This is a genomic window from Agrobacterium sp. CNPSo 3708 (assembly GCF_028674915.1).
In the GTDB taxonomy this organism is placed as follows: domain Bacteria; phylum Pseudomonadota; class Alphaproteobacteria; order Rhizobiales; family Rhizobiaceae; genus Agrobacterium; species Agrobacterium cavarae.
Window position 1 is genome coordinate 578916 of sequence record NZ_JAQZSF010000002.1, and the last position, 12827, is coordinate 591742.

11 protein-coding genes are annotated in these 12827 nt (G+C 57.6%); 8 read left to right on the top strand and 3 right to left on the bottom strand.

All coding sequences use genetic code 11. The annotated features are described in order from the left end of the window. Positions 1-48: 48 nt before the first annotated feature. Both PVA19_RS05605 and PVA19_RS05610 read left to right on the top strand, forming a co-directional pair. Positions 49-717, top strand: a complete 669-nt coding sequence (locus PVA19_RS05605; RefSeq protein WP_274101497.1) for an RluA family pseudouridine synthase — start codon at positions 49-51, stop codon at positions 715-717. Between the two features lie 8 nt (positions 718-725). Continuing rightward, positions 726-1355: a class I SAM-dependent methyltransferase gene (locus PVA19_RS05610; RefSeq protein ID WP_274101498.1), complete on the top strand. Its 630-nt coding sequence runs from the start codon at positions 726-728 to the stop codon at positions 1353-1355. Here the strand turns inward: PVA19_RS05610 and PVA19_RS05615 are convergent. Continuing rightward, positions 1352-1537, bottom strand: coding sequence for a hypothetical protein (locus PVA19_RS05615; RefSeq protein ID WP_062424028.1), 186 nt, complete (start codon positions 1535-1537; stop codon positions 1352-1354). The genes PVA19_RS05610 and PVA19_RS05615 overlap by 4 nt on opposite strands. A 183-nt stretch (positions 1538-1720) precedes the next feature. Between PVA19_RS05615 and PVA19_RS05620 the strand changes: the two genes are divergently transcribed. The 6 genes from PVA19_RS05620 (at position 1721) to PVA19_RS05645 (ending at position 9155) form a co-directional block, all read left to right on the top strand. Further along, entirely contained in the window at positions 1721-2944 is a 1224-nt protein-coding gene (locus PVA19_RS05620; RefSeq protein WP_274101499.1) for a PQQ-dependent sugar dehydrogenase, read from the top strand. Positions 2945-3056: 112 nt separating this feature from the next. After that, positions 3057-4073, top strand: coding sequence for a DNA topoisomerase IB (locus PVA19_RS05625; protein WP_274101501.1), 1017 nt, complete (start codon positions 3057-3059; stop codon positions 4071-4073). A 96-nt stretch (positions 4074-4169) separates the two neighbouring features. Then, on the top strand, positions 4170-5867 hold the full coding sequence (locus PVA19_RS05630; RefSeq protein WP_443111622.1) for a phosphoethanolamine transferase: 1698 nt from the start codon (positions 4170-4172) through the stop codon (positions 5865-5867). Positions 5868-5934: 67 nt separating this feature from the next. Then, positions 5935-6588, top strand: coding sequence for a response regulator (locus tag PVA19_RS05635; protein WP_062424025.1), 654 nt, complete (start codon positions 5935-5937; stop codon positions 6586-6588). Positions 6589-6625: 37 nt separating this feature from the next. Beyond that, positions 6626-7939 (top strand): ATP-binding protein, encoded by a 1314-nt coding sequence (locus PVA19_RS05640; RefSeq protein ID WP_274101503.1) that lies wholly within the window; start codon positions 6626-6628, stop codon positions 7937-7939. Between the two features lie 115 nt (positions 7940-8054). Next, complete coding sequence (locus tag PVA19_RS05645) at positions 8055-9155, top strand: RHE_PE00001 family protein (protein ID WP_274101505.1); 1101 nt, start codon at positions 8055-8057, stop codon at positions 9153-9155. Positions 9156-9285: 130 nt separating this feature from the next. Here PVA19_RS05645 and PVA19_RS05650 read toward each other — a convergent pair whose 3' ends face one another. Then, positions 9286-11484 (bottom strand): methyl-accepting chemotaxis protein, encoded by a 2199-nt coding sequence (locus PVA19_RS05650; RefSeq protein WP_274101506.1) that lies wholly within the window; start codon positions 11482-11484, stop codon positions 9286-9288. Between the two features lie 323 nt (positions 11485-11807). After that, positions 11808-12743: a dihydrodipicolinate synthase family protein gene (locus tag PVA19_RS05655; RefSeq protein WP_274101507.1), complete on the bottom strand. Its 936-nt coding sequence runs from the start codon at positions 12741-12743 to the stop codon at positions 11808-11810. Positions 12744-12827: the final 84 nt, after the last annotated feature.

Sequence of the window (12827 nt, forward strand, 5' to 3'; positions counted from 1 at the left end):
TCTCGCACCGCGCTGGCGTGTGGTGCAAATCATGCTATGAGGCTTCGCATGTCTGGCCAATTGCAAAACCCGATCTATAATCCACCGCTGGAGCCCTATATCTCGATCCTTCACCGGGATGAGAGCTTGCTGGTGCTGGACAAGCCAAGCGGGCTGCTGTCGGTACCAGGGCGAGATCCCGCACTTGCCGACAGCCTCGCAACTCGCGTTCAAAAACAGTTCCCCTCTGCCTTGATGATCAACCGGCTCGACAAGGATACCTCCGGCATTGTCTTGATGTCGTTGAACAAAAAAGCCCATGCTGCCATCGCGAGCCAGTTCGAAAGCCGGACGACGAAAAAAATCTACCAGGCAATCGTCTGGGGCGAAGTGACGGGCGAAAGTGGTGAGATCGATCTTCCGCTGGCGATCGACCCGGATAACAAGCCGCGGCATCGGGTGGACCCGGATAATGGACGTCCGTCACAGACGCAGTGGCGTGTTCTGGAACGCCTGCCGCTTCCCGCGACGCGTCTCGAACTGCGTCCTCTAACCGGCCGAACGCATCAGCTGCGAGTGCATCTGAAGGCGCTTGGTCACCCTATTCTCGGTGATGAATTCTACGCCAGCGGCGAGGCCCTTGCCGCATCGGAGCGGCTTCTCCTGCACGCCGAAGAACTGAGCTTCCAACATCCTGACGGTCACGATGTGACCTTTCAGGTCCCCGCGCCCTTCTGAGACGAGCCATGGCAAGGAAAGATGAAAGTCAAGAATTTGTCGTTGATTTCGTCGGCGGAGCAGTCGGTCACCGATTGCGCTCAGGTGAAGGGCGGGGACAGGCTTTGCCGAAGGCCGCCGGTTTCACCAAAGGCCGCACGCCCACAATCGTCGACGCGACGGCGGGTCTCGGCCGCGACGCGTTTCTGCTCGCCTCGCTTGGCGCGCATGTCACGCTGATCGAGCGGTCGCCGGAGATGCATGCCCATCTGCAAGATGGAATTGCCAGAGCGCTCGCCGCAGGCGGCATTTATCAAGAAATCGCCTCCAGAATGACGCTTCGTCACGGGGACTCCCGGGAGTTGCTGAAGACCCTGTCGCCAGACGTGGTGGTGGTCGATCCGATGCACCCACCCCGCCACAACAGCGCGCTGGTGAAAAAAGAAATGCGGGTGCTGCGCGATGTGGTTGGTTCAGACCCGGACCAGCTGGAACTGATGGAAGCGGCTTTGCAATCCGCGAACAAAAGAGTGGTCCTGAAATGGCCGCTTCGGGCGGCGCCTATGGAGGGGCTTCAAAAGCCCTCCCATCAGATTTGCGGAAAGAACACGCGCTATGACGTGTTCATGGTGTTCAAAGCTGAAGTTTCCGACGATTAACGGAACACAGGTTTGCGCTGTGCGTTCATCAAAAGCTCATGACGCGAGGCAAAATCGCCGAAAAGTTTGCGAAGACGCTTCTCTTCGGTCTCATCCAGTCGATAGCGACGGCAAAACTCCATCACGCTCAAAATTGGCTTGACCTCGGTAGTGTCAAGCTCGTCCTTGTCCAATCTTTGCATAATGCCCTCCTAACCGACGCAGCTAAACGCCGCTCGCAGAAGAACGTTCCAAGGTAAATCGTGTGGACGAGAAATTACATAAGACTGTATACGCGCCGATCAAGTTTTCTTGACGGACGTTGATGCAACTTAAAAAGCGCCGAAATGTTCCCGGTCGGCTCAATTAAACCGGAAGGGAGTTCCATGCCGCGTGTTCGAAACCTGCTGACCACCACACTTCTGTCTGCAATCCTTGCCGTTCCCGGCTACGCCTTGGCGCAATCTGCGAGCCCTGTAGAAACGAACCCACCGCATGGCACGAACCAGAAGCCCGCTTTTGAAGGACAGACACGCGCACCACAGCCGGACAAAATGCCGTCGCTGCAAAAGACCGTTGTTGCCGACGATCTTCCACATCTCTGGTCGATGGCCCTCTTGCCAGATGGCCGCATGCTGGTCCTGGCGAAGGAAGGGGCCATGCACATCGTCAAGGATGGCAAGGCCGGACCTGCGATCGAAGGTGTGCCCGAAGTAGCCTCTGACGGCCAGGGTGGCCTTCTCGACATTGCTCTGGCGCCAGATTTCGAAACGTCCGGAATGATCTACTTCTCCTTCTCCGAACCGCGCGATGGCGGCAACGGAACGTCGGTGGCTTCGGCAAAGCTGGTGAAGAAGTACGGCACGGCAACGCTTGAGAACACCAGCGTCATCTTCCGGCAAACGCCCACCTACGACGGAGACAAGCACTTCGGTTCTCGTCTCGTCTTCGGCAATAATGGCGAGCTTTATGTCACCGTTGGCGAGCGTTCCGATAAGGAGCCGCGCGTGCAGGCGCAGGATCTCTCCAGCGGACTGGGCAAGGTGTTCCGCATTGATACCAGCGGCAAGGCACTCCAGGATAATCCCTTTGTCGGTCGCGAAAACGCCCTGCCCGAAATCTGGAGCTATGGTCATCGCAACATTCAATCCGCAGCCCTCGACGGCGAAGGGCGCCTTTGGACCGTCGAACACGGTCCGAAGGGCGGTGATGAGTTGAACCTTCCAAAGGCCGGACTGAACTATGGCTGGCCGGTCATTACCTACGGCATCGAATATAGCGGCGACAAGGTCGGCGAAGGCGCAACCGCTAAGGAAGGCATGGAGCAGCCCACCTATTATTGGGATCCAGTCGTCGGCCCCTCCGGCATGGTATACTACAATGGCGACGCCATTCCAGAGTGGAAGGGCTCCTTCGTGATCGGCGGGTTGGTGACCCAGGGGCTCGTTGTGTTGAAGATGGACGGCGACAAGGTGGTTTCGGAAGGCCGTCTGCCGCTGGAAGCACGCATTCGCGATGTCGAGCTCGGCAAGGACGGCGCAATCTACGCCGTGACCGAGGAGCGCGGCGGCGGCAAGTCACAGATCATCCGCCTAGCGCCGGACGCCTGATCCTCCGGAGTCTGATCAAATTCACAGGAGCGGGCATGTCCCGCTCCTTTTTCTGGAACGGACACCTGTTCAGCGCAGTTATTTGGGAAAACTCGAAGGCAGCGCCAAAATCATGAACCAGCATCCCGCCCGGCTCCTCAAGAAAATCGGCCTAACCTATGTCAGCGACCAGGAACCCGGCATAGCCCGTGAGCGGCGCGGCAAGGGATTTTCCTACAGGCTTCCAGACGGAACACTGCTTTCCGACAAGATCGAAATTACACGCATACGGTCACTTGCAATCCCGCCCGCCTATCAACGCGTCTGGATCTGCATCGAGCCCTCCGGCCATCTTCAGGCGACCGGCTTCGACGCGAGAGGGCGAAAGCAGTATCGCTATCACGTCGACTGGCACGCATTTCGCGGTGAAACCAAGTTCTTCCAGTTGAAGTCGTTCGGCGAGGCATTGCCCGCCATTCGCCGCCGGGCGCTTTCCGATATCGAGAAGGACATCAACAGCCAGAACAGAACGCTCGCAGCATTGGTCCTTCTTCTTGACGCCGCCTATCTACGCGTCGGCAACAAGACCTATCTTGAAAGCAACGGCACCTATGGTGCAACGACGCTTCTGAAGCGCCATGTGTCGCTCGGCGAGACGATTGAACTTCGTTTTATCGCCAAGGGTGGACAGAAGGTGCGCCGCAGCCTTCGGCACCCAAAGCTGCAAAAGATTCTGGAAGAGATCGCCGATCTGCCCGGCAAACAGCTTTTCGTTTGGCAGGATGAAAACCACATGGTCCATCCCATCGATTCCAGCGCACTCAACAGCTACCTGTCCGAAACGGCGGGCGAAGGCATTTCAGCCAAGACCTTCCGCACCTGGGGTGGCACGCTGGCAGGCTTCTGCCACGCTGCAGAGCGCCTCGCGAGCGGCAGCGCGCCGACCATCAAGAGCATCTGCCAGGCAGCGGCAGAAGAGCTTTCCAACACGCCAGCCATCTGCCGCAAGAGCTATGTCCACCCATCCGTACTGGATCTTGCCACCGAGCCGAAGGCGATCAAACGGCTTGAGACCGTTTTGGAAACGCCGACAAAAGCCATATCGGGGCTAAGGGCAGACGAGCGTCGGCTTATCTCCTATCTCACCTAATTAAGAACTATCTTGATAACCAGATTGATCCGTTCAGTCTCGTGTCAGCAAATCTCTCCAGAAGGCCTTCATTAGCCGGAAAAGTAAAAAGCGCGCATGCGCGCCCGGTACACTGATTGGCACGAGGAGAATGGGCGCGTGGCACCATTGACGGATCACCTGGACAGCAGCAGACTTCGCCGTCCTGAAATTGGCAGCATTACATTGAGCATCATCACCGCTCTCTATCTGCTGTTCTTCATGAACCAGACATTCTGGTCGAAGGTGAACACCCATCTGTCTGCCTATCCTGCCGCGATCTACGCGCTCTATGTGGCCATGGGAGCGCTTTTTGCTGCCCTCCTCATCACCTTTTCGGCCAAGTACGTCATGAAGCCGGTTCTGATGGTGGTGATCGTCATTTCCGCGCTCTGCTCCTGGTTCATGGATCGCTTCGGTGCGGTGATCGACCGCGACATGGTGCGCAATGCCTTCGAGACCACCACCGGCGAAGCGAACAATCTGATCACCTCCGCCTTCCTTCTGCACATGGCGATCTACGCACTACTCCCCATCGTGCTTCTTGCTCTCGTGCGTATTCGTCATCGCCCGATCCTTGGAAAGCTATTCTGGAATACGCTGAGCGTCATCGCCTGCCTCGTTATCATTGGCGGCATGGCCGCGATGAATTCCAAGACCTTTACCACAGCGATCCGTCAGCACCGGGATATCGTCAAAAGCCTCAATCCAATTTCGCCGATGTTCGCCACGGCGCATTACTTCCAGATCGCCAACAAGGAAGCGCAGTTGACGGTAACGCAGACCGGTCTCGACGCGAAGGTACAGCCTCCTGTCGTTGCAGTCGGCAAGCCGCGTGTGACCGTGGTCGTGGCAGGGGAAACCGCACGTGCTGCCAATTTCTCGCTGAATGGCTATGGCCGCGAAACCAACCCCGAACTTAAAAAGAGAGATGTGTTCTATTTTCCGAGCACGGTCAGTTGCGGCACCTCCACGGCCATCTCACTTCCCTGCATGTTCTCAAAGTTCACCCGCTCGGAATATACCCACAGCAAGGCCCTTTCCAATGAGAACCTCATGGATGTTCTGGTGCATGCCGGGGTCGATGCGCAGTGGCTGGACAATGATACCGGAAGCAAGGGAGTAGCGGATCGCATTCCCTATTTCGATCTCAGCGCCACCCGCGATCCCACCTTCTGCAAGACGGGGGAATGCAGCGACGACATCTTCCTCGACAGGCTCGACAGTTGGCTCGACCGCGTCACCAAGGACAGCGTCATCGTGATCCACCAGCTTGGCAGCCACGGTCCGTCCTACTACCTCCGTTATGGCGATCAATTCAGGACGTTCACGCCGGATTGCCGCACCTCGGAGCTCGGCAATTGCAAGGACGAAGAGATCGTCAACGCCTACGACAATACGATCCTCTATACCGACCATTTCCTCTCTGCCATCATCGACAAGCTGAAGGCCCGCTCTGACAAGCTTGCGACCGGCATGCTCTACGCCTCCGACCATGGCGAGTCGCTTGGCGAAAACGGTCTCTATCTCCATGGTGCGCCTTACATGCTGGCACCGGCAGAGCAGACCCATGTGCCCTTCCTGGTATGGATGGACAATGACTTCGCACGCTCGATGGGTGTCGACCGGGCCTGCCTTGCCGATGAGGCAAAGGCTGGCGGCAAATCCCACGACAATTTCTTCCATAGTATTCTCGGGATGATGAACGTCTCAACCTCGGTCTACGACTCGTCGCTCGACGTCTTCCACGCCTGCCAGTCGAAGCCCACGACATGATGCGCCTGTGCCTTGACGACGAACCGCACGAAGCGATACGCATTGGCAGTTCGGGAGTGAGGTCGGTGTGCGCGTTCTGCTGGTTGAAGACGATCATGTGCTGGGAGAAGCACTAAGGGATCACGTGGCGGCAGCAGGGCATGCCGTGGATTGGTTCAAGACATTGGGCGAAGCCATGGCCGCGACCGAGACCGTGAGCTATGGTCTCATCCTGCTGGATTTGCGACTTCCCGATGGCGAGGGGCTCAGCCTCTTGCGGGCACTGCGCAAAGCGAACAATGCCGTCCCCGTGATCATCCTGACGGCCCATGATCAGGTCTCCGACCGGATCGAGGGCCTGAATGCCGGGGCGGACGACTATCTGGTCAAACCGTTCAATCTTGGCGAACTGACAGCCCGGATGCTTGCAGTGTCCCGCCGCTACGAGGGACGCTCGACGCCAATCGTCAGATTGCCAGGTATCGAAATCGATCAGGCGGCCAAAAGTATTACGGTCAACGACCGCTCACTGACACTGAGTGCGCGGGAATGGGCGGTGCTGGAAAAGCTCGTCGAGAGACCTGGCGCACTTATCTCGAAAGCGCAGCTGCAGGAAACCTTGTATGAGTTCGGTGCCGAAATCGAGAGCAACACTGTCGAGGTCTATATCAGTCGGCTGCGCAAGAAGATCGGTTCGGATCGCGTGGAAACCGTAAGAGGGCTTGGTTATACAATTCGCTGATCTCATACCGTTTAAAACGGGTCCTCGTAAAACGAGCATGACGCGCCGGATGGTGCTCGCGCTCGTCAGCGTGCTGGCTATTTCCTGGATGGTCGCATCTGCCCTTGGCGTGATGGTCATGGAGGAAGAGTTTGCGGAAATCTTCGACAGCGGCGTTCAGGAAACAGCCGACCGGCTGCTACCGCTCGTGGCAGAGGATCTTCGCGAACGCAGCCCCGAAGCGCAACGGCGTCTCGGCCAGTCGACGACCGGCTCGGAATATCTGACCTATCAGGTGCGCGATCGCGACGGTGCTGTTTTGCTACACTCTCATGAGAGCGCCAGAGAAGGCTTCGATGTGCCACTGAGGCCGGGTTTTGCCGATACGGATACCCAACGAATTTACACCGTGGTCACGCCGGAGGGAGATCTCTATCTTCAGGTGGCCGACGCTTTCGCCAATCGCCGCGAAGCGATTGAGGAAGCATCCACAGCACTCATCCTTCCCGTTCTTGTCCTCATCCCGGCCAGCATCATTGCCGTCATTCTCGTCATCCGTCGCACGTTGGTGCCGATCCAGACACTGAGAGACGATATTGCCCGCAAGGATGGCGGCAATCTCGCGCCGGTCGATTCCGGTTGCCTTCCGACAGAACTCGATCCGATCGCCCGCTCGGTCAATCTGCTGCTGGAGAGGTTGCGTTCAGCGCTGGAAGCAGAGCGTTCCTTCGCCTCCAACAGCGCGCATGAATTGCGAACGCCGATTGCCGGAGCGCTTGCCCAGGCGCAACGCTTAAAGGCGGATATTCCACCGCAACTTGCCCCGCGCGTCGATCAGATCGAATTGTCGCTCTCCAATCTCGCGCAATTGTCCGAGAAGCTTTTGCAGATGTCACGCGCGGAGGCCGGTATCGGCATCTCCGATACGATCATTGATCTTCTCCCGGTGCTGGAACTCGTGGTGGAGGATATGAGCCGCTCAGAACTTGGCGCCGGACGCATTCACCTGCACCTTCCAGAGGACGGGCCGCTGAAAGCCAAGGTCGATCCTGACGCTTTCGGTATCGTTATTCGAAATCTCCTGGAAAATGCGCTGACGCATAGTCCCGAAGATTCGCCGGTCGATATCTATGTCGATCAGAACAGGTCCATTCGGATCGTCAATGGCGGGACGCCGATCGATCCAGCACTTCTGCCGAGACTGACAACCCGCTTCATGCGCGGCCAGACCCAGGCGTCTGGGTCTGGCCTTGGCCTTGCAATCGTCGACAATCTGGCAAAGCGCATGAATGCGTCGCTCACTCTATCCTCGCCCGCCCCAGGTCGAGAACAGGGCTTCGAAGCGAGGATCGATCTGCCGAAGCAGGCGTAAGGCCCTGGAGATAACTCCAAGGCCTCTTAGACTTTAATCTTCTTGGATGTAAACATCGGTTGAAAGTGAACAGCCAGAATTGCTTTCATTCCGGTCTGTCCTTTAAGTGAATCCAATGACCTATGAGTTCTCTTTATTGAAAGCCACAAGGCTCCTGCAGTCCCTGACGCGGGCTGGCGAGGCTTTGGCGCGTCTCGATGAAAGGGTCAGCCGATCTCCGATCAGAGACGGATTTCTGCAGCGACAGAATTTCCACGATGCCGTTTCCTCGCTTTGGGTCGATGGAGAACTGGTCCATGTCGAGGATCTCGTCTTGCACGATGCACGTATGGACATTCGAGCCCCGACGAACGAGATCGTCAATGCCCACCGTATTCTGCGGGCAAGGCGGCTGATGGAAAGTCATCCACCGCAATGGGCGCTGAGCGATCACGGCATCGATCTCCTTCGCGGGAAGAACGTCCAGCCGCAGGCCGCCCCATCAAACCTGGTTTCGGATGGCGAAGAGGCGGACTTCGAAGAGCCAGACGATGCGGACAAAGCTCTTGCCGATGAGCTGGCTCAGATGGACGCCGTGCTGTCACGCAGCACCGCCCTTGTCGCAGATGCCTTGAGCTATCGCGGCCAGTCGGAGACGTCGATCCGCAGCCCTGCTGGCGAACAGTGCGATGAAGATAGCGAAGAAGAAAGACTTCAACGGTGGCGGAAGCTTGTCGATCGCTATTCCAACTATCCGGCGGCGCTGCAGGCTGCCATTCTCCTCGATGCCTGGCGCGATATCCAGGTGTCGGACCGAAGCCCGTGGCTGGGTCGGCAACTCGCAGCCGCATCGCTGCGTGCCAGTGGTTTAACGATCCTGCCGGCGCTCAATAGCGGACTTCGCGCCATTCACAGAGAACGGCGCCATTCGCGCGATCAGGAAGAACGACTGGTCGCGATCCTCGATGGAATGATCGAAGCGGCCGAACTCGGCATGAAGGAACACGACCGTCTTTTGAACGGAAAGAGCCGAATGGAAAGACGGTTGGTCGGAAAGCGGTCAAATTCGCGACTGCCGGATCTGGTCGAACTGGTTCTGGCAAACCCAGTCGTCTCCACATCCATGATCGTCAAGCAACTTGGTACCACGCCACAGGGCGCGATGGTCCTTGCCAACCAGCTGGAGCTGCGCGAAATGACGGGGCGCGGACGTTTCAGGGCCTGGGGGATTTTGTAAGCCCCTCGCCGCTACGGCATCGGCCCGAAACTCGGAACCGTTTTTGGAAAGCACGATGCGTCGGATCAAAAAGATGGAGCCCCCGTGCGTCCAAAAGGATGCACGGGGGCTCTCGTTTCTAAATCGCAGATCAGCTTGCCATGGCGTAGCGTGCGTGGGACGAGTTCGAGGCGAGCCTCGTATCTCCGCTGACGCGGAAGCGTCCCACCATACTCGCCAGGTTTTCGGTTTCCTGCGACAGGCTTTGAGCAGCAGCGGTGGTTTCTTCCACCATCGCTGCGTTCTGCTGCGTAACCTTATCCATCTGATCGGCGGCCGACGAGACTTCCTTCAAGCTGACGGCCTGCTCACGGGCACCGGCTGCAATCTGGTTGATGGTCTGGCTCATGCCGAGAACCTGTTTGACGATCTTGCCAAGCGAATCGCCCGTTTCTTCAACCAGATGAACGCCGGTTTCGACCTGGCTGGACGAGGTGGAGATCAAGCCCTTGATCTCCTTTGCGGCATTGGCGGAGCGCTGCGCCAGTTCACGCACTTCCTGCGCAACCACCGCAAAGCCCTTGCCTGCTTCGCCAGCGCGTGCGGCTTCAACACCCGCATTCAGCGCCAGCAGGTTGGTCTGGAATGCGATTTCATCGATGACGCTGATGATATTGCCGATCTTGCTGGACGATCCCTGGATTTCGGTCATCGCGGCGACGGCGCGGGCAACGACGTCGCCACCCTTTTCAGCATCCGCCCTGGCGCCGTTCACGGTCTTTTGCGCATCCGTTGCACCATCGGCGGTGTCGTTCACACCACGAGTAACCTCGCTTAGGGCTGCAACGGTCTCTTCCAGAGCGGCAGCCTGCTGCTCGGTACGGCGAGCCAGATCGTTCGACGCGGTGGAGATTTCGCTCAGACCAGAGCGGATCGTATAGACGGCGCTCACGACATTGCTGATCGTCTCTTCCAGCGCAGAAACCGAGATGTTGAAATTCTGGCGGATCGTGTCGAATTCAGGAGCAACCTTCTCGTTCATGCGGACCGTCAGGTCGCCGCTTGCCAGAGAATTCAAGCGGCTCTGAACCAACTCGACGAAGTGTCGGAGATCTTCAGCCTTGGCATTGTCGATGTCGCTCTGACGCTTGCGATCGGTTTCGACCTGGCGCTGGAGTTCTTCCTGCTCGGCCTGAACGTCTTCGCCGCGGGCAAGCGCAAAACGGAACTTTTCAAGGGATGCGGCCAGATTGCCAAGTTCATCCTGCTTGCCCGTCTGGGCAACCTGATCCTTGTAATTGCCATTGGCCATCTTGCCGACGGAACCCAGAACGGATGTCAGAGGCTTCTTTATCAGGATTTGTGTGGCAACGAGGATCACGCCAAGCGTCACTGCGAGAATGATCAGGCCACCGATCAGCATGCTGTAGATCTGCTGCCAGACTGGCCCTGAGAAGACGGCCGAAGGCACATCCAAAACCGTCGCCCAGGTGGTGTTCATGCCGGGTGCCGTGAAGGGGTAGACGAGGCGGACAGAACCGTCCGGGAGACCCTCGATCACACGCATCTTGCCGTCGGCCAAGGCCTGCTTGACGAGATCGGCGCCGACATCGGAATAATCCTTCATCAGATTGTCGGCGTTGTCGTGGGCGAGCCACTTACCGTTGTTGGCGACCAGCATGACGTCGCCACCTTCAAACGGCTTGATCTGGGCCAAGCTTTTTGTCAGATCGCCGAGCTTGATATCAACGCCAGCGATACCGACCATCGTTCCAGCGGCCTTGACTGGCACGGAGACGGAGGTGACGAGCTGCTTCGTGTTGGTCAGATAGGGCGAGGTGATGAGCGGTTTACCGGTCTTCACCACACCGCCGTAATATTCGTCCTCTGGCTTGATCTTCCAGGTCGAGAGACCGATCTTGCCACCGTCGTCCTTCGTCCAGTAGGGCGTGAAGATGCCCTCCTCGTTCAGAGCTTCCTTGCCGACCGTCGGCTTAGGGTTCTTGCCGTCGATCAGTTCACACATCCACGCGCCAAAGACGTTCGGATATTGCGGCGCGACGGTCTCTATCATTGAAACGATGTCGGCGCGGCTGCGCGAACCGTTTTCGATGAAGCCACCGATCGTGGCAGCAAGCGTTGCGCCTGCGGATGTTGCGACAGAGATGTCTCCAGCGATCTTCTCGCTGACTGAAGCAGCCTTCTCGGTTGCGAGCGCCATCACGTCACGCTCGGTCGCTGACTTCACGTTCATCACGTTAACAGCAGTGTAAGCAATCATGATGCCGGCAATAGCTGTTCCGGTAGCTAAGATAAGCTTTCCGGAAACGGAATTGAGAATCTTCTTCATGCGACGAGCCCCTCTAAATTTGGGGCGACGTTAATGTAAGATTTTAAACAATTCGCAAACAAGCCGCCAAAAGAATAGCATTGTCGGCGCTATAAGAATTTTGCAACATCGCCTCTCAGCTCAGAGACATTCGCTTTTTTGCTTGATCTCAATTCCATCGCGGTGGGAAGATCAGTTTCCGTATCCATGCCTGAAATAGAAAAGAGACGGCCGTCGTCCGGCCGCCTGCCTAATCTTTGCTGCTTAATGTATAGTGCGAAAAACGAGACCTAATGCACGGCGCAATTCTTGGCAATCGCGTCCTGCATCCAAGTCGGTAATCGTCACACCGAGTAACGCGATGCGTACCAGTTCCGGAACAAGGTGTACTGGCTTTCCAGATGACGGCGCTGCGAGGCGCTCAATTCATCCGTCTCGTTGAAATGCAGCGTGTATTCGGTATCGCCGTTCAGAACCATCAGATACTTGTAGTGCAGAACGAGGTCCGGACCTTCATCATAGGTCGAGAGCACCGTCAGCGCCTCTTCCAACTCGCGCGCTTCAACGCGCGCCGCTGCATCGCCCTTCGCGGCCTTTTCGCACAGAGCGACCAGATGCAGCACTTCCTTTGGCAGCGCGTTACCGATGCCGGTGATGGCACCGCCTGCACCGCAATTGACGAAGCCGTGGTAGACGCCCGTATCGACGCCGACCATCAGCGTCAGATCATCGTCACCGGCGGTGATGTTTTCCGCAGCGTAGGTCATGTCCTGCTTGCCGCCGAATTCCTTGAAGCCGATGAGGTTCGAATAGCGCGAGCGCAGATCGAAAAACAGATCAGCGCGGGTCGCAAAGCCATAATAGGGGCTGTTGTAGATCACCGCCGGAAGACCGTTTGCCGCTTCGAGAATGGCGGAAAAGTGTGCCTTCTGCGCAGAAACGGACGACCCGCGGGAGAGAACGCGCGGAATGACCATCAAGCCCTTGGCACCGACCTTTGCAGCGTGCGCGGCATGGCTGACGGCCGACTTGGTGTTGATGGCGCCGGTGCCGACGATGACGGGAACACCCGCTTCAGCCAGACGCTGCACGCCTTCCTGGCGCTGCTCGTCTGTCAACAGCGGCCAATCGCCCATGGAGCCGCAATAGACGACTGCCGACATACCGGCCGCGATGAGTTCCTTGCCCTTCTTCACCAGCAGGTCGAAGTCAGGCGTTCTGTCCGCCTTGCAAGGCGTCATGAGGGCGGGGATGCATCCGGTGAAGATCGTGCTGGCCATGGTTTCCAATCCTTTTGCGGCACCATAGCCGCCTGATACGCAGCCCTTGTAGCATTGGATTTCGATCTTGTCGACAAATAAAAT

What these genes read in the sequence shown, in the direction of transcription:
- PVA19_RS05625 (WP_274101501.1), top strand. Translation starts at nt 3,057, where the DNA reads ATGAACCAGCATCCCGCCCGGCTCCTCAAGAAAATCGGCCTAACCTAT.
- PVA19_RS05640 (WP_274101503.1), top strand. Translation starts at nt 6,626, where the DNA reads ATGACGCGCCGGATGGTGCTCGCGCTCGTCAGCGTGCTGGCTATTTCC.
- PVA19_RS05650 (WP_274101506.1), bottom strand. Translation starts at nt 11,484, where the DNA reads ATGAAGAAGATTCTCAATTCCGTTTCCGGAAAGCTTATCTTAGCTACC.
- PVA19_RS05630 (WP_443111622.1), top strand. Translation starts at nt 4,170, where the DNA reads ATGCGCGCCCGGTACACTGATTGGCACGAGGAGAATGGGCGCGTGGCA.
- PVA19_RS05610 (WP_274101498.1), top strand. Translation starts at nt 726, where the DNA reads ATGGCAAGGAAAGATGAAAGTCAAGAATTTGTCGTTGATTTCGTCGGC.
- PVA19_RS05620 (WP_274101499.1), top strand. Translation starts at nt 1,721, where the DNA reads ATGCCGCGTGTTCGAAACCTGCTGACCACCACACTTCTGTCTGCAATC.
- PVA19_RS05615 (WP_062424028.1), bottom strand. Translation starts at nt 1,537, where the DNA reads ATGCAAAGATTGGACAAGGACGAGCTTGACACTACCGAGGTCAAGCCA.
- PVA19_RS05645 (WP_274101505.1), top strand. Translation starts at nt 8,055, where the DNA reads ATGACCTATGAGTTCTCTTTATTGAAAGCCACAAGGCTCCTGCAGTCC.
- PVA19_RS05655 (WP_274101507.1), bottom strand. Translation starts at nt 12,743, where the DNA reads ATGGCCAGCACGATCTTCACCGGATGCATCCCCGCCCTCATGACGCCT.
- PVA19_RS05605 (WP_274101497.1), top strand. Translation starts at nt 49, where the DNA reads ATGTCTGGCCAATTGCAAAACCCGATCTATAATCCACCGCTGGAGCCC.